A 23,858-nucleotide genomic window follows, 5' to 3' on the forward strand; every position below is an offset into this window, starting at 1 on the left:
AGGAGCACTCTACCCGGTGCATGGTTCACACCGGGTTAAACATTACTCGTCATCGTCATCATCCATGAAGAATTCTGACAGAAGCTGGGTCGTGACGTTCTGTGGCTCGCCGCTTCCCTCGTCATCATCCTCTTTCTTGGATGTCTTCAATGGAGCTTTGTCCTTAGGCTTCTCATCAGTTACGCCGTCCAAGTCATCGAATAGACCACCGGATGCCTTATCAAGCGCGCCCTCCATATCTGAGATGAGTGAGTCATCTGGATCAGGATCAGAGCTATCATCAGCATCCATAAATTCGGACGGATCCAGAGCTGACATCAGGTCGCTGTCAACGTCCTCCTTGGACTTACCAGGTTCATGGTCGAGTGCTGCAAGGGCACGCATGATACTATCATTACTCGCGAAATCGTCGGCCATATCGATATCGGTGTAGTCGTCATCATCGTCGCCTTCGATCCGAACACGGTGATCAATATCATCGTTAAGCGGTGTAACAGGGCGCTTACCAAAGCCGGGAAGCTGATCCTCATTGTCTGAGCTATCTTCGTTGGTTCCTGTGACCGCCTTAACCTTTTCATGAAAAGACGAAACAGCTGATCTCATGTCGTGGATAACCGCAGCCACGGCGCCACCAGCACACTCTACTGGCTTTCTTTTAGCCGCACGCATGTGATCGAAAGCCTTAATGGAGATGGCGATATCATCTTCACGGTCTGAAATACTGTCGACCGCATCCTGAGCATCCTTCTTAAGCTGCTCAACTGTCTCTTCCGAGAACATCTTTTCGATGATCTTTGGCATCTTCCGGGCCCGCTCAAGGTCATCGACATCTGGCTTTGGCACCTTGATGAAGTGGTTCGCTCGTAGCGACAGTTTTTTGTTGTCTACGGCGCCCTCTGGGTTTGCATAGAACGACTTGGCGCGAACAACCTTATCCTGGAAGAGGACGTGCATCATACCTTCTGTTTGCGCCTTCAGGTCAGTAAAGTTTACCCGGTCAGCAGCTTCCAATCTGGCCTCCTTCGTGTCGCGATAGCTTGTGCCCATATCTCCAGTTTCACCGGAGAAACCGCCGACCTGAGCACGCATACCCTTACCGGCCGTATCAACCGCAAGCTTACCAGTAACGTCTGCTTCTTCAGATCTCATAAAAATTTTCGTGTTGGTGTTCGCGATGATCGAAGCAGCTTCTTTTTCGTTAAGCCGCTTCATCGCCGGAATATCCTGAGACGCATAACACATAGAGAAGCCCAATGAACGCGCCTGGGCGGCCATAAGTGCCATCCCCTCAACTGTGTAATAGCCAACCTCATCGAGGACGCAAATGAACGGAGATGGCGAGTTAGTAGGTCTGTTCTCAACAACCTGCGCCCAGGTACCTTCCAGCTGCGAACCAAGGGTCGCACCCATCATGCCTTTGAGGGTCGCCACAACGATCTTACCCAAGTTCGCAATTTCGTCGCCCGACTTTTCAAGAGCTGGAAGCATGATGACAAGAATTCGGCGGTTGAGAACCACGTCGAACATGTCCACCTCACCATACGGTGTTTTAAAAATATGACCGTAAACGTCCGCAAGCGAGCCAAGGATCTTGGTAAACTGCATTTCCAGATAGCCGTGCTGGTCAAGCGTAGTCTGAGCCTGCTTATGCCCCTTTTCGGGAGTGAAACCTGGTAGAGACGTCAGGTAGCTGGTGATCGACTTTCGGATTGGTTGAGGAATGTCTTTATAGTCGCCAGTCTCGTCTCCCAAATCGATAATTTTCCGGAGAGACATGAAACTACGGATTTCGCCAACGTTCAGGTCAACGCGACCCTCATCACGCAGCCAGGTCAAAGCACGCATCACACCTGTAAGCATGGCGGTCGCACGACCTTTCCACATGGCGCCATCACCACCGGCATCATCCATCAAGGACACGACCATCTGCGTCAACGAGTCCGACGAACCGGTAGAGAATGGATTCAGGGTGTTCGACATGATTTTGCCGCCCGATGCCCCGAGGTCTTGGTTACCCGTCATAAAATTGAGGACGAGGAGGTCATCTTCACGGCCGAACCGGCGGGCGAGGGCATATACTTTGGCGAAGAGAGCAACGTCACCCTTACCATCGCAAAAAAGGAAACCAGAGCCCCAAGTTAGAGCGTTTGCGGCAAATCCCAAAAGTGACTCGGTCTTACCAGCACCAGTGGTACCAACCACCAAAAAGTGCTGACGCGCATCATCGTTGGTTAGCCAGACCTCTTTGCCGGTCTTCATCTCGTTACCAAGGAAGAAGATGCCCTTACCTTCTGTTGGAGCACCAGTAGCCGGGTGAGGTTGATGAGGATCCAGGAATTTGGATTGAATGGGCATCTTCAGGGGCGCAGTTTCTTCGCGCTTCATGCCCCACCGGAAAAATCCGAAAGCCACAACAAACAAGAAAAGAGCGAGAGCGGGCACCAAAAAAGCGGCCGTCGCAAAGAGGCCAAGTAGGACAACCATATTGTCGGGTACAGTGATCCAATCGACAAACTTTTTGACGGTGGTACGCGTGTCGCGGAAGAGAAACTCTTCGTTCAGCTCCTGCTCAACCGTTAAGCCTCTGGTTTTCTTTTCGTTTGCCATAATTTACCGGTAACTGTCAGTTCACTATGCATGTGGTTACCAATATTAAAAATCAGCTGAAACCTAGAGTGCTTTATCCGTCATAGATCAACTTTAACGATGATTTGACGTCATCATGCTATTCTTATTCATCATTAACACAAAGAGAGAATACTTACCGTGGCGAAAGCAAAAAAGGGGCTGTCCTTCCCCATGATGAAGGGGCGTCGCAAGAAGCCGAGCCCTACAGCGAAGTTTATCACCAACGAAGAGAGTGACGCTATTGCAGCTTACCTCGCCAATAATGAGGTAACCCAGTTGCCTGCCAGAACAGAAGACGACGAAGAAGAGTAAGACATGGAGTATTTTAGCTTCGAGTTCACCGCGAAAACCGACAATGTCGATAAATTCGAGGACGAACTGTTCGAGAACGGTTGCCGTGACGCCACCGTGATCATACAAGGCGGCCAGCTGATCGTCAGCTTTGACCGTGAAGAAAGAAACTATAAGAAAGCGACTGATAAAGCCCGGGCTGAGATTGAAGCCGCAGGCGCTAAGATCGTATCAGGTCCGCACCAAATTTATTAAGGTGACTAATGAGGTCATGCGATCAACTCTAGAAGCGCATGACCTCATTAAGATCTGAGTTTTTACAAATTTTGTAAGCCTCACGAAGGGTAGGGATATCCATCTTGTTGATGTTTCCTTCTTCGTGACCCTTTTCCTTCATTGTATGAGCAAGAAACCGATAGGCCCGTGCCTTCGCTTTATTCACAACCTTATGCATCTCACTCATATCGCCATCCCAGTTGACGATATCAGGAGCCTGTTTCCACAGTCTTTCAAACATTGTAGTGGTGAGCTTGCGCGCATTTCTGGTTTCTGCATTGACAGGCTCGCCTGAAATCTTTCCTGGCTTGGATGCCGCGTAGACTGTTTTGCATCCGCTTTCATTGCGCGAGCACAGATATTTCCAAGGTGACTTCGGCGACCCGATTTTGAAGAACTTTTTGCGCAGCTCAAGATGACCTTCGCAGTCAGGGCAGGGGGTTGAAGGACGGATCCACTCCGAGCCGCTTTCAACCTTGATGCAGAGGTTCCCAGTACCTGTGTCCAGAACGATTTCCCCCACCTTCATGTCCTCAAGATCATCTCGGGTTTTACCGGGGCTCATTTCACCAATGACGAAAGCTTCGCTGATCAGCGATTTCCTGGCATCATCCTCTGCCCAATTTTGGAATTTCTCTGCGCCCTTTTTGACGCGATAATAAACATATCGCTTTTGTTCAGTACTCATGAATTACCTCTATTTGGAAGTGAACTTACACCCAAACCATGTATTAGGCAAGCATATCCAAAATACTTTAGTATCATAATTTCGAAACGATGATTTAATGCAAAAAGATGTATGATGCCGCCATGTATATACTACGCAAAAATACGATGACACTGATCATGTGCAGTGCTCTCGGGTCTTTCTGTCTGGCAAGCTCTGGCGCCGCACAGGAAGCCATTAACTCGTCGGTGCATGGTAGCTTTGAGCCAGGCTCGGTTGAAATCGTCAACAGTGATCAGATCAGCGCTGAAGAATGGACTTTCAGGTTTAGAGTTCGCGACGTTGATATGTGGAACGGTCGCCAAAAAGCGATCCAAGGTGCTACTGACTTCATAGCAGTTGTTCTCAATCAAGAAAGTGGCATCCCTCAGCACCAAGTGATCGATAAAATGCTGATCCTTGATGAGACCTACAAGGCAGATGAGCGTAGCTATGAGGCTTATCTACGTGTTCACTCAGCACTGGAAGATCCTGCCTACCAACTCGCTTCAACCCGCAACGCCAGCTTTGAAAGCGGAGGCACTAAGATTGCTCCCCCTGCGTGGGTTCTATTGGTACCTGCCAATGTTGAAGATAATGTCTGGAGCCTGAGCAGCAAGAAGGCACCTTGGTCTTCTAAATGGCGTATTCCGTTCCGTGATGGAGCAACCCAGTTTGTTCCGGCAACGGTTGATGCGGATGATATGTCAGCGGCAAACAAGGCAGAAGATCTCGCTGAGATCGCATCTCAGCTGGGCAAACGCTATAATGCTCCTGCCGTGCTGATGGTCGCAAAGGGATCTAGTTTAGACCTGGAGATGGCATATTTTAAACCTGATGATGATGGTAACATGCTCTCGGTGACCGGCGCAGTAGAAACCAACTTGTCAGACATCACGACAACACGTGCGTCAACACTGGAGGCCTTTTGGATGCTGCACCAACAGCTAGAAGAGGAGTCTCAATTCGTAGGTGAGCCTATAAGATACAGGTTCGTTGGTCGTCCGCGCTTGGATGGGTATCCAACCATCCTTACCTTGCAGATTATCGCTGCCCACACATCGGGTTGGGATGATATCATGCGACGTCTAGAGCGCCTCGAAGGCGTTCAGATCCTCAGATATGCTGACCATGGTAGCTCTTACCTGGTCACCCTAGATTATGCAGGGACACCGGATCTAGAAATCCAGCTCGAAGCTTTGAACTTCACTGGGTCGCTATTTTAGCGGCCCAGTGCCATGCTTGAGCTATTCTCGAGCTTCATGACTGCACGTTCCAAGGCAACGTCGATGTCGACACCCTTTCCGATTTTTTGGAAAGGGCCACCATCTTCAGATCGACTAACCGTGAACTCAGGGTAAACGGTGTCACCCAATGTTTTCACATTAGACTCGATTTGGTATTCCACACCGTCCTCTTCTGGAAGGCCGAAATCGCTTTTGAATTGGACTAGGACCTTGTGGCCACGCTCCGATCCAAACTCTGAAATAGCTTCCTCAGCAAGACGCCGAATCCTTTCGATGTTATTTTCAGTTTCCTTAGACATGTTGTCCTCACCTCTTCTATGATGGGAAGATACCAACCCACTCTGCAAGCAACAACGTCATAAGATTGAGACTAGGTAAACGAACCTAGAGGAATATCGAATTTTCGGCCTGCTTCGCGTAAAAGATCGGCATATTTACCCATCAGGTAATTTGCAGCATACGCTGATTTTGATCTCACAGAATATGCCCCGCCATCCGCTTTCAGTTCGAGCTTGGAAAGCCAAATATCAAACATACTCTTTGCGTGGCTAGCATCCTTCACTGCTGCGGCAGCCTGGGTAGCAACCCAGTACAAGGAGGCCATGAACCGCTGCTGAGGCTCCATAGTACTGACATTTGGCTCTAGGGAGTAGACAACCTGCTGGATATCCTCAGGGACATGCAAAGGGGCATTCTCAGCAGCTTTATTCTGGCTAGAAGCGGATGTTGGGGCTTTGGCACGCTGAAGCTTCTTTTCATCAGCCCGCCTGGTCTTTTCTAATTCATCTTTTGACCAAGCCAACAACCCTTCATCGAAATTGGCGTAGTTGTACCCTTTTTCTGAGCATCTCTTTTTGAACCTCTCGATGAGTTTCAGAGCCTTTTGTTCCCCAAGGGTTTCGATGATTGTGCGAACCGTTTCCTCCGAAGGCTCCCAATCATAAATTTCTTTCACGCGCTGTGTGTAATTATTTGGTTGTTTCTTACCGTCTAATTTTTGGATACGGCTTTCATAATTTTTAGATGTGGCTTCACCTGATTTTTTGGCGTCAGATTTGTCATACGGCGCGACGTAACAGGCACCGACGTGAACCTGATATAGGTTATTACCACGTTTATTTGTCTTCTTGTCATACTGAGGGTAAACTGTAATGTGCCCTTTTTTATGAAGAGCGGCCACACAGGTCGAAATTGTGCCATGAGACAAGTTGAGTTCCTCTTCCAAGGTCTCTTGGCTTGGGTGGCACCAGCCGTCCTTATCTGTGTAATTTCGGAGTCCCATCAGCACGCGCAGCTGATTACCGGTAATATCACAGATGATGTCGTAAGGAATTTGGATGCCGTTCGGCTTTTTATTTGTTTGCTCAGGCATAATAGCCTCCTCGTCGGCTGAAATATGAATTTCAGCACGCAACAGTCTTGTACGATGAGCACAGAGAGGCTAAGTTGGGGGTGTCTAAGGACCTCAACTTAACGAGCTCAGCACTCGATGAATGGTCTAGAAGGCGGTTGGAGTTGGCGCTCCGGCCGCCTTTTTCTTTGTTTTCTAGGTCATTAGGGCCTCCCCACCTTTCGATCTGACCGATGATACTATCAGGTTCTTTTGATAGTCGGTAAGCTGCTCAGGGTGATACTCGATCACGTCCTCAAGGCTGCGATCAAGATTGGCGTACTGTTGTCCACCTTTCTCAAAGTACAGCCACACGTCACCTTTCGGCGGCGTATCATCAAGCCAATGAAGGGAAGGCTCTTCATTATTGGCGTAAAGATATACGGAAAATCCGGGCAGCAAGGGCTCCCATGCGCTGTTGTCTTCCGGTGATGCAGCAATCTGACGCCTGAAAGCTCGTAGCACGTTGCGCTTAAAGTAGCGAAGGGTGGTCGATCCCCCAACGTGAACGTGAAGCTTACTCATCGGTATCTTAAACACCTCTGGCGCGACGTTTGCGATCTCGTAGATCCTCATGATCGTAGGAGACTTTATCTGGAAGTAGCCAAGCTGGTATGGACGAATTGCCCCTCCCATTTCTACCTGTACGAGACGCTTCAAGAATTCGGGAAGAACGATATCAAACGACGTCAGCATCTGCTCTCGACGTTTCCCATCGTGCCCGGCTTCATCATTCACGTATCGGTACCGATAATTGACTGTAGCTTCAGAGACCCAACTAAAGTGCGTTTCTGCACCCGTTTTCTCATCGCGGATATCTGTCACGATCCGTGAATTTCGGAGCCGGTTTACCGACTTGATCAACTCTTTGCTGATGTACGTAGTCTTCTTCTGAGCAGTTGCCTTCAGATATTCCTGAACGCTGATCCGAATTTTTCCTGGAACCGATCCATTGTTGTCCTTAGCAATCTCGGCAGCCTTAGTTAGAACGCACATAAGAAAACGGGCGTCGATCTGGCTTGCCACTGCGGGTTCCTGATCAGTGGCAACGCTTGATACAGAGATCGAAATCTCCCCGCGCTGGCCATCGATGTACCAAGGAACAGTAGTGGTAAAGGCTTCGCCCTGGTACGCGTCAGTGAACCACTGAGCGAACATCAGGATCGGTGCGTTTCCGACTTGCCCTGCACTTAGATCTCGGACATCCTCGTGTCCAAAGTCTAGGCTGCCCTGCTTATGATCTCCGACGTCTGTCATCGGTAATTGCCTCTATTCGGACCAGTTTTCGGCCTCTTGGTTAGTCTTCATATTTTTGCCATTCTGCCACTTTTTACGTGACTAAGTGGCTCTGGATGGTCTGATCGTCGATATGATTTCCTCTTTCGAAGGTCTACGGTTGATAGTCAGTATGCAGACGGCGATAGCCCGTGGCAACATGTAGTGTCAAAGGCATTAGTCCCTTCGGTTCTTTTTGTTTTAGAGTCATATGGTTAAGCTTTGAAGTTAAAGCTCTCTGCTGCCAGGGCCTCTTCCATATTTAGTGAAGTTCTGGTCACAAGGAGGCCCCAAGATTGGTGAAGTTCCGGTCCGGAAAAGTTAAGTAACTGATTTTGTAGAAATTTTTAGAGGTTGAGAATCGGGTGGGGCCGACTCAGTAGGTCCCTGGGCACACGAAAATAGGCCCCGAGCACTCCTCAGCTGTGACCAGCACTTTAAAAGTCATTGTAAAACATGAGCTTACAAGAAGTGTGCTTTCACCGCCCGTTAACGAGACCTGCATATCTTGTGCCCAAGATGTAGGAGATGAAAAATGGATGACGCTGACCTAGCTGCCATTCGAGAACAGCAAAACCTTAGCCGAGCGGTTCGTAAGATACAGACCAACGTAGATGCCTCTACGGTAGTGAAGGGCCCCGTAGAGTGCGAAGACTGTGGTGAAGAAATCCCGCCTCGGCGTTTAGAGGTTCACCCGGGTGCGCGAAGATGTATTCCCTGCCAAACGGCGGCGGAGCGCTAATGGAAGCTCAAAAATCCCTTCTGGAAGATCTCTGTGCGATGTTCTCGAGCGTTCCGGGCGCCGCAGAGCGAGAGCGCCTATTGCAGCTACTTCCTCGGGCCGTAAGGTTTGATCTCTCTGACCCTCTGGTGACCGCTGTAAGCGATACACTTGCGCAGGAAGCTTCCACCATTGAGCATAACTTGGATTTCCTGGACCTCCCAGCGCCGGTATGCTGGTTTGAGTGGAATGAGGATGCTCGGAGAGGAGATACCAGTCTTCTACACGACAATCGTGAGCATCCCGTCAGAACGGGGGTTCTCCTGGCGATCCACGAAGAAGACCCCTCTATCATTGTAGGGACCACAGCTTGGAGGCTTCCTGATGGGCGTGTCGACCATGCAGCGTCCTTCTTCTCATGGAATGAACCCCACCTGGCTGCTCTATCACGCCGTGCACGCCAGTTCTTCAGCCGTGACCAGAAAGAGTGCTGGGCCCGGATAATGTCGATGGTCTACACCCATATCCCAAGCGGCTTCGAAGAGGAGATGGATGTCCTTAGAGATATAAGGGCAGAAGGCGAAGATATGGATCGCTTAAAGGATGACGCTCGACGGGATGCGTCGGCCGAAGCTCTCTTCATGATGGGTCTCCTACTGATGACCCAGACCTCAAGGCTTCAGGTCACGGATGAGGAGCATCAAGCGCTATTGAGTATCGACACGTCAGAGCAGAACAAGTTCAGCCTCCGTCGCCGTACAAATGGCTTCTACAGACGTCCTCAAAAGAAAGGCCACCGCTTGGAATGGCAGTGGCCTCATAAAATTTCTGGGTAACCGGGTTTAACCGGTCATCCGCAGACCTTCACCAGTAATGTCGTAAACCGGATCCATCTTCTTGAGTAGACCATCCAATACCTTGTGTTGGATGAGACCATCTACATTACGGATGCCGTTCTCACCTTTGGTGAACCCGGAGTGGATCATCTTGCCAACCGCGAACATCGCATCGGTGATGTTTTCTTTCTTCATCCATTTATAGTGGCATTCAGCTTCCACGACATCACGTTCAATCACGCCATTCGCTTCTTTGAAAGCCGTCATCTGTTCGTGGTTGAGGCGAACTTCTTTACTCTTCACCTTCATGAACAACAGTTCCTGGGCCGCTCGTGCGTCATCATGAGGAGTTTGGTTCCCTCGACGATAATACTGAAGTTTCTTCAGGTCTGTGCTTAGAGGTGCAACCCTATCGACTTGAAGGGTACCAATACGCTCAAACGGCTCATCGCTATCCGCAGGGGTTCTGCGGCGGAAGCTGACGATATGTTGAAAGTTATTCTTACACTGATATCCATACCCACCAACACAGTGTCGGTTACCTTCTGAACCATCTTTACAAAGACCTCTTCGGCCTTCGTCGGAAAGCTCATCTTCATTGGTTAAGCAAACAGCGTATATACCACCACCCAAGTCAACTTCGCCTGTGAAAAGAGGTACCCAGTGCCCCGAAGGAATATTCATAAGCGAACTTAGATCGGGACCTTTCCCCACAACCTTCTCTGCGATAGCAGCATAGTTTTGGTGAAAGTCTCTTACAACTTCTAGAAAGTTGGGGAAGGATTTACCAGAACCAGGGTTGTCAGCCTCAGGCAACAACAAGAGCTGCATAGCTGTTAGACTACAAGCCAAACGCTGCTCAGCACGGTAAGTTATTTCTTCCGTATTCCCGTTTTCCATGACGCCATGCGCAGCAGCAGGTAGAACCACATGCCGTGCCACAAAGCTGTTCAGATCTAGGGCCGCTTCAACAGCAGCGTCCATAAAGGTCTCTGACATGTCTGGCTTGAAGAGATCATCGATCCAGTAACGCACCGACTCTTTAAATGCGTCATCTATGACATACCCGCCGATAATATCGGAAGCTGCTCGTTCGAAGTGGTCATCACCAGCCTTCAATGCTTTTTCGATATCCTCACGTTTCTCACCTACGTCCGCTACCAGTTGGTCAGCATACTCCGGATTAAACGCAGGCAGAGGGGCATCTTTCTCCTTAAGAGATCTACGCATCCACTCTATAACGTCTGCCTTACCAGAAGAATCCATATCAAACCGAGACATCAGCTTCCCGATCTCGCGTGCGAACTCAGGCTCACCTTTTCTCAATGCTTTATTGAGAGCTTTCCTGTCTTTCTTGATCCGCTTATCTATCAGGTCTGCAAGCGCTGGGCTCATACCTTGCGGAGCGCGATCTTCACGGAATGCTAGCACGCATCTCTCATGAAATTCACGCCACTTACCTTTGGCACCTTTGTAGAGTGCATCAAACGGGGCAGGGGACACTGACCCCAAAGGGATACCAAACTTCCTGCCGACAGTCTTCGTCAGGATGCAAAAGGACTCCCATTCCTCTTCTTCCTGAGGGATCCAATCAGGTGGGATCACAGATAGCGCATGTCCCAGTTCTTCAGGCGACAAACCATGGAGGCTCCAGTTTTTCTTCTGTACCCGCTTCAGAGCTTTTTCCTTGAGACCTAGTTTATCGGCAAGGGCCGCATTCAGGGGCTGCTGCTTTTGGATTACTCGCCGCGCAAACATAGAGTTGTTTGCAAAATATGAAGCAAACAAAGGATAGATTTCAGCTGCCTGCCGACGCAGCAGTCCAGTCTGGTCATTTTTCCCGTAAAACGACAGGGTGGACCAATCGATTTCAGGACGCTCTGCTAACTTAACTGCGTCTTTGTGAAGAGCGACGGATTCAAACTGAAGGAAGGGGAGGCTAAGCCTCTTACTCTCCAAATTTATGAAAGCTTCTTTATCTAGGGTCTCTAGGAACAGGGCCGCATCTTTCTTGCTGAGTTCCTTCTCAGCTCGTGCAGCGATGCTTTTCCAGGCCGTGTCACCGATGTCAGCCTTATCACGCCCAAACAAGCCAAAGGTTCGGATGATTGTGGACTCTTTCATCTCATAATCAGAGATCTCTCCGGCACCCACTATTTCAGCAATCCTATCCTCTACAGCCTTAAGGCGGTGATCTACCCGCTTAGATTGGCTTGGCTCCAAGAACTGAATGCCACTGATCCCTTCGAATTCCTCATACCTGAAGGCTACCTTAATTTCGGCAGGCCTTCGGGTGAGGTCGGTCCAATAGACCCCTTTAACCCCATTGGCGTTGAATTCCTGGGCGGTAAAATCTCTTTTATGCCCATCCAATAGAGCTTCAAATTTTGAAATCTGTGTATCTGTCAAATCAGTCATATTATCCTGCCATCGCAACGTTATCGGGGGATGCATCATTCTCAGGATGCATATCCTCAGTATTATCCAGTTCGGTTTCAGGAAGATTTTTTCTAGTCAGCCATTCGTTGGTCCAAGGACGCAATGATGGGCTTGTCCAGTAGCGATCACCACTGGCTGCGACCTCACGAATTAAGCGAAGAACCTGATCTTCCTGATCCAAGCGGAACTTCATGGTTACCTTTCGGCGGTCATTCCCGTTTGATGCCTGACGATACACATTCCGCAGATAATCATTATTGTAGATATGGGCGGTCTTCCTGCGAGAGATCGGCGGTAGCTCAACCTCGTACCCATTCGTACCACGCTGAACGCTGAAGTGGTTCTTAACCAGTGCACGATCCAGACGCAGCTTCAGGCCAACATTCTCACGAACAGCATCAAAAGCCATCTCAGGAGAACGAAGCTGAACCGGCATTCTGTTTGCATCGAAGAAGTTTCTCTTCAGGTATGCTGCTCGGTTAACAGCGCCAGTTTCCGCGTCTTCGTATTCAACGAAGTCACCGATACGCTTGCCCTCGATCTTCTGGTTTTGCAGGATGTCCTGGATAGCCCAGTCGTTACCTTCCAAGAACTGGATGCGACGTGCTCTACGGATTTCCTTGGAGTTATCGAACTGGTTCAGGATTGCGGCGACTTCCTCATCTCTAGGATCATTGAGGCCAGGCCATACGGATAGCTTCTCGTGATTGTCATCAGGATTGAATGCCGGATCCTTAGAGAGCGTAGCGAAGTTGCCAGGGATCTCATATGCCATGCCTGGGATAGCAAACTTGAAGCGATAAGAAGCCATGAGCATGCTTTCCTGCTCTGATGTAGGGTACTTCACCTGCGTCACGATGGCGTCAAATGTTTCGCCTGCAAGATCGATCTGGATGAGAGCGCCTGGAACAACTTTCTCTACCGCAGTTGCCAAGAAATCAGATCTCTTTGCGCGTTCCTTAACAGGATTGGAAGCCTCAGATGCGAGCGCGGCTTCTACACTTTCAAGACCTGCACTCTTAGGTGAGTTCAGCGCATTCTCTAGATCAACTCTACGACGGTTTGAGATGCGATCAGCAATAACCTTTTGGTTTCTGAAGTTTTCGTCCTCAGAAGCCTTCATGGCTTTATCTTCGATCTCTTCCCCGGTGAAGGGATCCTCGGTTTCTTCTAGAATGCCGGTAACCAGATAGACGGGCGCGTCAAAGGCGTCGGCCGCTGAACCATCAGTGGCACCTTGGAAAAGAGTACGGCTCTGAATTTTGACTGATCCAGGAAGTCTGGTCGGCTTGTTCGGGTTTTCGTTCCGAGCATCCAGTTCGTGTACGGTTGCATCATATTCGTTCACGATGTCATTCATGATACGCTCTTGGATTTCAGTTTGAAGAAGACCAAGGCGTGCAATGATCTGGTTTGCAGAGCGCTTCATTTCAGCGATCTCGCCTTCCTCGCCAGCCATAACGTCATTGTCTTCGTTGATCATATCCTCAAGCCCCATGGCTGTCAGATACTCTGGGCGTGCTTCGAAGTACTTATTGCAAACATAGTCACCAACCACGTTGAAGAGATCCAACATGCCTTCTTGCATCAGTGCGGAGTCTCTATTCGCGGATGTGTTCGCGTTCAGTTTACGCAACTTAGCGATCAAAGAGGCCATCGCACGCTTTTCAACCGGGATACCCGTGTCGTAGATGGTGAACTCAGGATCAGACAGGCTGCCCTTACGGAAAATGCGGCCCAGCGCTTGCATAAATATGACGATATCCAGTGGCGCGTCTGCCAAGTGCATCGTGCGTGGGTTTCTGTTTTTGAACTGCTTAGCAGCATGATAAGATAGGCCAACAAGACCAGGTTGGGACGCCAACACTGCGTGAAGATCGCCGTTGTTGAACTCATCAACGACATCCTGAGGACGCGGCTTCTTACGACGGATAACTTCACCCGTTTCTGAATCTACCTCGAACGCACGACCTGTGATTTCACCGATATTGAAACCGGCCGCTCTCACACGATCTTTAATCACATCGATCATGGAAATATCGAGGTCCGGCAGGTCTTTGATTAGCTCAAGGATACCTTCAACGCGCTGACGGAGTTGTTCTCCCTCACCGTCGTTCTCTCCAATCTCATCGGCATTTTCGAGAACATGCGCGAAAATATTACGAATTTCTCTCTCGATGAAGTCTCTCAGCTTCGGGGGAGTGAAGGTCTCGCTTCCATTTTCGCGTTCTACCGCGTGACGTTTCTGAATGTCGCTGAAAAGCTCACCCTGAACGCTGTCAGCAACGATAACAGGCTTCTTACCTGCTCTTAGGTCTTCAATTGCGCGGTCGGCAATGGTTTCAGCTTTAAGCGCTGCATAGAGGTTTTTCGTAACTCGGAACAATGGAGAACCAAGACCAATTTTGGCTGTCTGTAGCTTCTTAAGCGTACGACGGTTATTGCGCTGTTGAGCACGAACCTCATTGAGCTGTTGTTCTCTCTCCGCGCGCTCTTCGTCTGTTAGGTTTTGATTTTCAGCTTGAACTTCGAGTCTCAATTCAATGGCTTGCTCTGAGGCCTCATTCTGTGCTTCCAGGAGCCGATCCACACGCGTTTGCAGACGAGTGTTTACCTCACCTGTCAGGAAGGCGATCTCAGCCCAGATTGGGGAAATCGCGTCTGCAACCCAACGGTTATACTCTTGGTTCTCTTCATCAGAGTACAGGAAGATATTCATGCGTGAGTTATCATGTTCACGGCGGATATACATACCGTTTGCCGCGAGAGCCGATGTCGCAGACTCCAGTGCAGTGTCGCCACCTTTGCGGAGGATTTCCACCAGCTCTTCAGGGCTGAGGTGCTCAGGGAACAGGATGCTGTAAAGCTCCATTGTTGCCGCGTTCTTCGCATGGGTCGCTGAGGAGAAAACAGTTCGGTTGGCATTCTCGATAGCATGACGGAAGTTCTTACCAGTATTGCCCTTACCAGTCGCGTTTTGTGCTTCGTCGAGAACAAGAACGGTGTCATTATCGACCTGCTCCATGAACCAGCGAAGCTTCATCGCTTTCATGGACATTGGATCCTCCTCCTCGAGCTTTTCCAGATCACCGGAAAGCTGAGAGTAGGTGGTCAAAATCATATTATGTTCGTCGAGAGGCTTGGAACGGAATGTGCCCATCGGACGACCATTCTCATCGCGAAGTGGCTTACCGTTTTCGTCGACTAGAGGGTTACCAGCATCATCGAGTGCAGGCTCGAACTCCACCAGAAGATCAAATGCTTCATCTTTGTCCAAGCCTTTGTAGGTCTTCGTCTCACCGGTCTCAGGATCTGTGTAGTGATAGGTTCCACTATTGAAGATCAGAGGAGTGATGTGATCCAACTGACCGGTATCACCGAGATCACGCAATTGGTCCTGGATGTTCGCTGCCTTAGCAGTTGCCATGATGACAGTACGGCCGAGCATGACATGACGGCCACCAACACCGGCGGTTTCCCGACCTTTACCGAGTCCCGTCTGGTCAGCGATATGGAAGCCTCTTTGGCCCCGTTGTTCGCTGTAGGCTTCAAGCGCGAGGGCATCCACCTGTTCTGCGGAGAACCTTTTTGCCAGTTCTTCGTAGGTCATCCCCATCTGGTTGGCGACATAGGTATCCACATCACCCACAGCCTTCATCAGACGGTTCATGGCCGAGCGCATTGGTCCTTCTAGGTGTTTGGGGCACATAGCTTCAGGATCAGATACCTTAGAGCCTGGCACGTAAGGCGCCTGATACTGATTACGCTCCAGCTCTTCAGCGGTCTCTTCGACAGCGTTCTCAGCTTCGGCATAGTAGTTGGAGATCTTGGCACGTGCCTTCAGGACTTCTGACGTCCAGCTGTAGAGTGCATTCGAGTCAAATACCTGACGATGACGCAGGGCCGCTTCAGGCGACTTCTTAAGCGCTTTAGGACGCTTCTGACCGACAGATAGGGCCACGAGGTTAGAAGCGTCTGATACGCCTGCGTGAAGAGCCCCACCAATTTCGGCAGAACCCTCTACGGCATAGTGACGACCAAGGAAGTCCATGAAGGCCTTGAACTCAGCGTCATTCTCATCAGCCTGCTGAGGGAAGGTGAACATCGCGATACCTTCATCCACGCGCTCGTCGAGCAGCTTGATGATGTCGATGTATTCCTGACGGGTGAACGTCACGTTGTCTCTTGTGAGCGGATCTACTGCTGTGCTGCTTGCCAGGTTCGCAACAACGATGTCGCGACCGGCGGCTGTGGGCGTGTCAGAAGAAATATTATCTTCGGCGCGCAAACCGATCTTTCGACCCAGAGCATTTAGGCGATCCAAGACTTCTGTACGGCTATCGAAGACAGATACTTCGCCTTTGCGACCTCTTTTCCAACGGCTGACGATTGTTGCCTTGCCCGGGTTAACAAAGACAGTCTTCTTATCTTCTGGAGCGGTTGCAGTCAGTCGCAGGATGGCAGCGGCAACACCCAAGTTAATATCAGCTGGCTCGGAGTTTACCGGAGCAGAGTTTACTTTTCTCTTGTAGATAGAGCTCTCTGCGATCTTCATCGAAGAATAGAAGAGGTCCCTAGGTGTTTTATCACCGATACCACGCATCCACACAGCCAAAGCATTGTCTACTTCGGCTGATAGGCTTTCTATCTGACCATGATCAGCAGGCTCGGGGAAGATTAGATTGGCAAACTCTTCAACGTCGGAGAACCGGATATTGTCGCCATCGACCAGGCGATCAGCGATGACTTGAGCACATTCATAAAGGGACTGCTGATCAACAGCACGAAGGAATGCACCTGGGCCTTGATCGCTTTCACCTTCAACCAGAATGGTTTCAAAGGTAGCTTTTCCACCAAGAAGAAGTATGCGCTTCCCTTCATTCTTGCCGGATGTAAAGACACGGATTTCATCACCATTTGCCTTCTGTATAAGGCTCGTGGTGTTCTGAAGGAACTTCTCTGCATTAAATTTCTTGCTAGGAGCCACTTCCTTTTCAACAGATTTCTTTGGGGTGGAAGAGCGGGTAGGCTGCTTCTCAGACACTTCTGCGTTGACTTCCTTAGGTGCCGGAGCTGGGGCGGCCGGTGCAGCATCTTCTTTAGGCGCTGGGCTGCCAGCGGGTGATATGATGATAGAAGATCTATCCAGCATGACCGGCTTGATCTTTTTGAAGCCAGCTTGAACGACCGATTTAGCAACGCTCGATAGGTCGACTTTTTTAGACTTGTGATCGACGTAGATCGTGTGACCTTTTACTTCCCTCTTCGTCATTCCGAGAAGTTCGGCAATCTGATCCAGATCTTTCTCTTCGTCAGCACTCAGTTTACGTAGTGGCTTGAAAGCAGGGTGCCGTGAGACGGTGTCGCCTTTTTTCAGTTCGAGCACGCAATACTGAGCGCCGTATGAGGAAAAATCGATCCATTTCATCTTGTTGTCGGTCATGAATAGTTGCCTTCAATAAATTTATGTAAGTCCAAAAGCGGAAGCCAAAGCCTCTTCGCTTAGAGGATCATCGTTGTCAGTTACATGTGGCTCGGAACTTGCAAGATTTGTTCCGGCCGCAGGGGTTTTCATAATTTCTCTAAATGAATAATCTCGAGCACCAGTTATCCCTGAGGCCAGACTGATTTCGTCTGCTGGGTCTGGCTTGAAATCTGCCAAATGGTTGACCGGTTTAGGTGCTTCCTGAACGGCTTTAGGCGCCTCAGAGGCTGCCTTCTCAGGAGTGCCATGGGCAGACTTTTGACGCCCCTTAAGCGGCATCGGACGATCAATGGTGGTTGGCTGAGCAGCCGGAGCACGATCATTCACTCGCACCCGGTTTGGCTTTTCTTCGGCGAGCTGCGGGGCAGCGACTTCGCCATCTTCCTTTAGTATCTCAAGGTCAGCAATTTCATATTTTTGCTCAGTGACAACTGATGACTCATCAATCGTTACGACTTCGGTGTGCACCTCGGCCTCCACCACAGGATCGATGGAAGGAGTGTCATCAAAGCCATCCATGTCGTAGACAGCATCATCAAATGCGGACATCAATTCCGCTGCTTCTGGTTCCGGATCGCTATCTTCAGCTTGAACTTCTTCGGCTGTCTCTTCGACCTCATCTGTAAGGCTACTTAGATCGAGCGTATCCTCATCGTCGAACCATCCGTCCACATCCAGATTTTCCGTAGATGTTTCCTCCGCGACTTCTTCAGATGGGAGGGCGTCATCACTTATAAAATCGGTAACAATCTCCTCTTCTGGAGTGTCATCCTCAACGGAAAGAATATCTGTTTCAGGGAAATCCCATTCAGATGCCTCTTCCTGATCTTTCTCAACAGATACGGCTTCTTGGATCTCAGGCACGGAGGCCCCTGGTGCAATATCGGGACCTTCTGCTGGCACATCGGCAACCGGTGAGAAATAATCATCTGAAAGGAAGTCCTCGACCACTTCAATGTGAGAACTTGGCACATCTTCCGGCGTTTCATCCGCCATGAAGTTGATATCGTCTTCAGGGGTATCCGAAATCTCGCTCTCCGCCCCTGCATCATCCATAAAGTCGACCTCTTCGATCTCTGGTTCTGGTGCTTGCACTGGCTCAGGGGGAGCACGACGAGCCTCGACCTCGGCCGCCAACTTCTTAATGAGGTCCGATACATCAACTTTGTCGCTGGCAAGAGCGCCAGAGCTTAGAGGCCCCTGGCCGAACTTATCTACGAGATCGTCGACGTGACCTGTCGGGACCAATGCGAGTGCTTGTGGCAGCTCTGGCTCATGGTGATAAGCACGCACAGAGTGGTAAACCTTGCCGTTGGCATATTGTTTGGCCTGGTAAGCAAAGGTTGCTTTGCGGAAGCCGTGCAGGGCACCATTGGCGTCTACAACTGCTTCTGCGAAGACCTCTTGTGCCTTCTTTCTCAGGTTCTCAGAGATATCCTTGTTGGGATGTGAGATGCCATGCTGATAACCTTTTACTGGTATAACTTCCCAAATCGCCCCCATCTCATTGTCAGCGATCATGCTCATCAGCATAGGGCCGGAAACCTCCATGACGCCTTCTTGGGCCCCAACCATCTCGATGTAGTGGGCTTCACTTTCGGTGAATCGATTAAGAGCCTCCTCTAGAGTTTCCTCAGGGGAAAGCAGGAAACGGATAACGGACGCGATGCCTTCTTCGGGCGAGTAAATCCGCAATAGGATACCATCCGTTGTTGGGTCAGCTTCAGAAATATGACTTGCAAAAGCACGCACGAGTGCTTCTGGCGTCTCCACCATTATGGACTCGTCACCCTGAACTACGCTGTAGAGCTGGAACTTTTCACCATCAGGTCCGGTATCGATCTGGTCTACAAAAACGCTCTTCTTATCTTCAAGGGTTACGCTCGCATCTGGGTCAGCAAAGGTCGTCACCGTCTCGAAACCGGCTGCGTGGTAAGCATTCTTTAGGTCACTGGACGCAAACGGGTCGACCCCGGTGAACATCATGATGGCGCCAGACTGAAGCCTATCAGAAGCAGACTTCATAGGGTTAGGTCGACCGTTGTTGCGGGGGTGACTGGACCACTCTCTTGTGATCATCATATTTTCGCTAGTCTCTAGGTTGGTTCCGACCGCAAATATCTGTCCGTCGACTTCCTCGAAACGATCTACTTCAAGAGCAACAACTCCGTCTAGCTTGCGTGCATAGGGCTTTGTCTGCTTTTGGGCTTGAGACGGCTTGTTGCTACCGGTGGCAATGGATTTAAGCATGGTTTCCTCGAACAGTAATGATTAGCGGTAGATAGGTTCCATGTTCGCAAGCATCTGAAACAAACAAAGAGGGCGACAGAAAGTTATCTGCCGCCCTTACGATGATTCCGGTTAAGGGAAGATTAACTGATTTAGGAAAACTGAATATCTCTGACAGTTTCGCCGAGTTTAGGACGCATCAGTTCGAGGTTCCCATACCAGGCATCACCACCATCCAGACCCCAGTACCACATGCATTCAGAGCCATTAGGTACGAAAATTGTGGTAGCTGGGTGGCCAAGCGCGCCCGCAACATGCGCAGTGGTGTTATCGATAGTGATGACACGTGGCAGGGCTGCAACTTGGGCTGTGTACCCCTTCATATCGACGAACTGATCCACGTCCGCATCATTGATAAATGTCATCTGCGGGAACTTGCGCTGGGCAGCTTTCCATTCTTTCGCAGTATCGCCGTATTGCAGATTAACAATGCACGCGTTTTCAGGAAGCTGAGAAAGGACACCCTCAAGCTCGACTGAGCGAACAAAACCCGAGAGGGTGCCTGCACTCTTCCAAGAGACCCCAATGATCGGCCGCTCTCCAGCTGCGTCACGATACTTTTTGGCAAATCCATCGACCGCTGATTGATCTGGCACCAGGAAACCTTGATTATTCAGGTCATCAAGCTTTCCGACAACTCTCATATGGCGACAAAAATCACCCAAAAAGACAAGTTCAGTCGGTTCGACGATCAAGGCGCCAATATCGAACTCTTCTTTGGACATGGCCTTAATGCCATGCTTATTCCCATCCAGCATCTCGCAAACCCTTTGTTCGCCGATAAACCAGACATTCTCGATCTCGAACGCCCTGGCGACCTGGCCAGCAAGACCGAGAAGGGCTAGCTGATCCCCCACACCTTGTTCATCAAAGATCACCACCTTGTTTAGAGATCTAAGATTTTCCTCAGTAGAGTTCTCATAAGGGATGTGCTTGCGGTTACTCGCGGGCTGCCTCTTGGCAAAAAGATCAAGCCCCTTCTCCAGGTTCCGAGCCCTGAGGTTGTAGGATCCGTATGCACGAGCAATCGTTTCATCACCCTCAGCAGAGAGAGCGGCTGCTTCCTCATAGGCATCGACCGCTTTATCGACATCACCTAAGTCCTGATAAATATTGGCTTTCACTGCCAAAGAACGCTGATAGTTTGCGAGATCGTTGAAATCATGAGTTTCCAGAAGCTCTACAGCACGGTCAGTATCAGCAAGAACACGACAAATATTCATCAGAATGACTACTGCCTCATCAAACCCTTTACCCGCCATCTCCTCACCCAGATCTCTAGCTTCCTCATATTTATGAGAAAACATGAGGGCTTTAAGATGTCCCATCCGGAAAGCATCAGACTTACTGTCGTAGCTATAAGCCTTCTCAAACTGCTCAATAGCATCGGTAAAGAACTCTCCTGATGTATAAACTTCCGCTGCCTGAAGGTGAAGTTCCGGTATCTTGGTTTTGATCGCCATCGTTTTCAGGGCGTCGCCCAAAGGCTTTACCCGTCCCATACGCACCATCAGGTCCGAAAAAAGCTTGGCCATGGCAACATCTTTGGATCCCAGCTCAATCGCGTGCTGCATAACCTTCACGGCCTCAAAGACGTCAGCTTTCAGCACGAGTGCCTTACCAAGACCAGCATGGGCTACAGCGCTCTTAGGGCTAACCTGCACAGCGTATGAGAAGAACTGATGGGCGTCATCGGCCGCGTTTGTAGAGAGCGCTACCGTACCAAGAACGATGAACGGATGGGGGTTATCCGAAAGCTCACCTGCAAGTTCTGATGCAATCACAACAGCTGTTTTCACATCAGCGCGTTCTAGGGCCTGATATGCCTGATGCATCCGCAGACCCTGTTCACCTTTCAAGCCATAAGCCTTCATTGTTTTGGTCGAGACAGCACGCCTCTCTTTTCGTGTCATATTATCAATAGTCATCAATCGGCTTCTTTCTTTATCTTGGAATAGCAAAAATATCTGTTGTGTATGTATGACGGAAAGACTTCACAACTTTATAGTCGTTCGCCTTACACCACTTCTGGATGAAGTCCATTTCCCAATGCTTGAGCAACTCGATCCATATCAGTGGTCGGTTCTTCTCAATGCAGCGTACAGCCCCTCGGAGAACGTCGAACTCCATGCCTTCTGCATCAATTTTCATGATATCAATGGGCTCATCACCCATAAGGTCATCAACAGATACGACCTCTAGGTCTCCGTCATCCGAAGGCTTGATAGAGGTTGCACCTAGGTTGTCGGCATCCAATCTATCGAAGGTGTATCTACCTGATGTCTCTCCGACCCCTTTTCCGATACCTCTATCGTCGATCAGATGATAAATACCGTTGACCGATATGTTATCTCTCAGAAGATCAATTGCTTCCGGATTTGGCTCTACAGGAAAAATCTTCTGAGCATTCATATGGATGCCATAGAAGACAACGTGGTTCCCGATGTTGGCTCCAACCTCTAGAATACGAGGCGCCTTACCTTCATATAGCTTCTTGAGTTCTGATAGAGCGACATCCTCAAAAAACCGACCAGACAGATAATGTAACTGGATAATATCCATTGGATTGGTAAGGCGAACAGAACTTCTTACGCCGTCAAATTCGATGCCAGTATATATTTTGCGCGTCTGTAGCCGCTGCTTCCACATCTCGTTAGTAGAAGCTACCCAATCGCGCCCGTTTGCAGATCTTGGCCCAGTGCTATGCATGCCCTGGCGGTTAATGAAAAATATGAAGGGAACTTTGAGGCAGTTATGCTTCTCCCACATTTCATAATAAATCTTGAAGTCTTCACCTGTATCCATGTCAACGTCGAACCCAATTGAAGCGACAACCTCAGTTTTCATGAATGCACCGATCTGGACACTGAGGAATGGGCGCCATGAGATAAACTCCTCATAGGTCTGAAGTACCTCGGGCTGCCCCTCGCGCAGTCTCGGTTCACCGTCTGGGCTCAACTCGCAAATTTGGCCCCACACACCATCTACTTCGGGAAACTCGGCGAGGACCTTGCCGAAGTCGTCAAACGCTGACGGAGTAATGAAATCATCCGCATCCTGGAAGAATACCCATTCTACACCGTCTTCGTGTGCCTTCTTAAGCGCGTCATTCCGACGCGCTGACCTACCATGCTCACCTTTGGTGTCATCCATTGCATATATCAGCACTTCGCTGAATGGCCCCTTCGAGGTCTCAATGGCCACATTGATGGCAGGCAGGCATTCATTTTGATAAATGTCTGCATGGCCTGGTCCGATAGGTGTAATTACCGCACATTTCATTATTGTTCATTCCTAAGCTTGTGGGGTGATACTAACCGCCTAGGGTTAAACAGGAATATATACCCGATCTCATTTCTTATATTCTCAATAATGTGGCTCAAGTTTATGCCTTAAGCATAAATGTCAATATTTTTTGCTACCAAAATATAAATTGGTAGAGAAAAATATTGAACTATTCGCGCGCGCCCGAATGTTTCTCATAGATATCAACGGGCAATAATAATGTTAAAAAAAGAACTCTCGTCAGTCATCAGCTCCAACAAATCAGCTCTTAAAGAGGACATTGGCATCGTCAGTGAAGCGATGAAACAAGGTCAAATTATGAGATGGTCGGATCTGCGCGATCTAGGCGTACGACAATCATCTCTCGTTTCCATGACCAAAGGAGATGAACCCGTTCTTGAGAGAATAGGATGGGGAACATACAAGCTCGGTTTCGATTTCAGAATGGACCTACAGAGCGATGATGACATTGAAGACAATTCAGATGAATCTCTTGTAGATTTTTTAGAAGTGACCTCTCGTAGCAAACGTGGGGTCATTTGTTTATTGAGCGCGGTAAACTACTACAACCTATCTACCACTCTACCGTCCAAAACTTGGCTTGCCCTACCTCATGGTAGCCACCCCCCGAAGATAGACTACCCTCCTATTCGACCTGTTTTTTGGAGGAACCATGACGCCCTGAATTTTGGTGTTGTTCATAAAAAGGTAAACGGAATGACAGTTCCAATTACGGATGTTGAACGCACAATCGTAGATCTCTTCAAATATTCTTCCCGCCTACCTGACGCATCTATCACTAAAGAAGCCCTTCAGACGGCAATGCAGAGGCCAGACTTTTGCAGAAAAAGGTTATCTGAATATGCCTACCGCCTGAATATATACCACAAGGTACGGGACGAGGTGGAGTCTATCGATAAGTATGCATCGGGGCCCGCATATAATTACAGCAATAGCGGATCCGCGCATCCATCAATGTGAGTACCAAAA

Annotated in this window: 15 protein-coding genes; 5 read left to right on the forward strand and 10 right to left on the reverse strand. The window is 49.4% G+C overall.

Features of this window, described 5'->3' with window-relative positions; genetic code table 11:
• Positions 1 to 42 precede the first annotated feature (42 nt).
• Positions 43 to 2,607 (reverse strand): TraM recognition domain-containing protein, encoded by a 2,565-nt coding sequence (locus J7392_RS02815; protein WP_209216079.1) that lies wholly within the window; start codon positions 2,605 to 2,607, stop codon positions 43 to 45.
• A 159-nt stretch (positions 2,608 to 2,766) separates the two neighbouring features.
• Between J7392_RS02815 and J7392_RS02820 the strand changes: the two genes are divergently transcribed.
• Positions 2,767 to 2,940 carry a hypothetical protein gene (locus J7392_RS02820; protein WP_209216080.1) on the forward strand — a complete coding sequence of 58 codons (174 nt, stop codon included), beginning with the start codon at positions 2,767 to 2,769 and terminating at the stop codon, positions 2,938 to 2,940.
• Between the two features lie 3 nt (positions 2,941 to 2,943).
• The gene (locus J7392_RS02825) at positions 2,944 to 3,174 is read left to right on the forward strand and encodes a hypothetical protein (RefSeq protein ID WP_209216081.1); all 231 of its coding nucleotides are present in this window, start codon (positions 2,944 to 2,946) and stop codon (positions 3,172 to 3,174) included.
• A gap of 28 nt (positions 3,175 to 3,202) precedes the next feature.
• On the opposite strand, the gene J7392_RS02830 is transcribed toward J7392_RS02825, so the two are convergent.
• Entirely contained in the window at positions 3,203 to 3,883 is a 681-nt protein-coding gene (locus J7392_RS02830) for a hypothetical protein (protein ID WP_209216082.1), read from the reverse strand.
• 146 nt (positions 3,884 to 4,029) lie between these two features.
• Between J7392_RS02830 and J7392_RS02835 the strand changes: the two genes are divergently transcribed.
• A complete protein-coding gene (locus J7392_RS02835) occupies positions 4,030 to 5,127 on the forward strand; it encodes a hypothetical protein (protein WP_209216083.1) in 1,098 nt (365 codons plus the stop codon).
• On the opposite strand, the gene J7392_RS02840 is transcribed toward J7392_RS02835, so the two are convergent.
• The 3 genes from J7392_RS02840 to J7392_RS02850 all read right to left on the reverse strand — a co-directional run bounded on the left by J7392_RS02840 (position 5,124) and on the right by J7392_RS02850 (position 7,795).
• On the reverse strand, positions 5,124 to 5,447 hold the full coding sequence (locus J7392_RS02840; protein WP_209216084.1) for a hypothetical protein: 324 nt from the start codon (positions 5,445 to 5,447) through the stop codon (positions 5,124 to 5,126). The genes J7392_RS02835 and J7392_RS02840 overlap by 4 nt on opposite strands.
• 71 nt (positions 5,448 to 5,518) lie before the next feature.
• Positions 5,519 to 6,520, reverse strand: coding sequence for a helix-turn-helix domain-containing protein (locus J7392_RS02845; RefSeq protein WP_209216085.1), 1,002 nt, complete (start codon positions 6,518 to 6,520; stop codon positions 5,519 to 5,521).
• A gap of 174 nt (positions 6,521 to 6,694) precedes the next feature.
• Positions 6,695 to 7,795: a replication initiator protein A gene (locus J7392_RS02850; protein WP_209216086.1), complete on the reverse strand. Its 1,101-nt coding sequence runs from the start codon at positions 7,793 to 7,795 to the stop codon at positions 6,695 to 6,697.
• Between the two features lie 759 nt (positions 7,796 to 8,554).
• Between J7392_RS02850 and J7392_RS02860 the strand changes: the two genes are divergently transcribed.
• Positions 8,555 to 9,370: a hypothetical protein gene (locus tag J7392_RS02860; protein ID WP_209216088.1), complete on the forward strand. Its 816-nt coding sequence runs from the start codon at positions 8,555 to 8,557 to the stop codon at positions 9,368 to 9,370.
• A 6-nt stretch (positions 9,371 to 9,376) separates the two neighbouring features.
• Here the strand turns inward: J7392_RS02860 and J7392_RS02865 are convergent, their stop codons facing one another.
• The 5 genes from J7392_RS02865 to J7392_RS02885 form a co-directional block, all read right to left on the reverse strand.
• Positions 9,377 to 11,788: a hypothetical protein gene (locus tag J7392_RS02865; protein WP_209216089.1), complete on the reverse strand. Its 2,412-nt coding sequence runs from the start codon at positions 11,786 to 11,788 to the stop codon at positions 9,377 to 9,379.
• Position 11,789: 1 nt separating this feature from the next.
• A complete protein-coding gene (locus J7392_RS02870) occupies positions 11,790 to 17,252 on the reverse strand; it encodes a strawberry notch C-terminal domain-containing protein (protein ID WP_209216090.1) in 5,463 nt (1,820 codons plus the stop codon).
• Between the two features lie 21 nt (positions 17,253 to 17,273).
• Complete coding sequence (locus tag J7392_RS02875) at positions 17,274 to 19,544, reverse strand: hypothetical protein (protein ID WP_209216091.1); 2,271 nt, start codon at positions 19,542 to 19,544, stop codon at positions 17,274 to 17,276.
• Between the two features lie 131 nt (positions 19,545 to 19,675).
• Positions 19,676 to 21,511: a hypothetical protein gene (locus J7392_RS02880; RefSeq protein ID WP_209216092.1), complete on the reverse strand. Its 1,836-nt coding sequence runs from the start codon at positions 21,509 to 21,511 to the stop codon at positions 19,676 to 19,678.
• A 16-nt stretch (positions 21,512 to 21,527) separates the two neighbouring features.
• Complete coding sequence (locus tag J7392_RS02885) at positions 21,528 to 22,865, reverse strand: FkbM family methyltransferase (RefSeq protein ID WP_209216093.1); 1,338 nt, start codon at positions 22,863 to 22,865, stop codon at positions 21,528 to 21,530.
• A 222-nt stretch (positions 22,866 to 23,087) separates the two neighbouring features.
• Between J7392_RS02885 and J7392_RS02890 the strand changes: the two genes are divergently transcribed.
• Entirely contained in the window at positions 23,088 to 23,849 is a 762-nt protein-coding gene (locus tag J7392_RS02890; protein WP_209216094.1) for a hypothetical protein, read from the forward strand.
• The last annotated feature ends 9 nt before the right edge of the window (positions 23,850 to 23,858 follow it).

It is taken from the genome of Sulfitobacter sp. R18_1 (genome assembly GCF_017743915.1).
GTDB classification, from domain to species: Bacteria; Pseudomonadota; Alphaproteobacteria; order Rhodobacterales; family Rhodobacteraceae; genus Sulfitobacter; species Sulfitobacter faviae.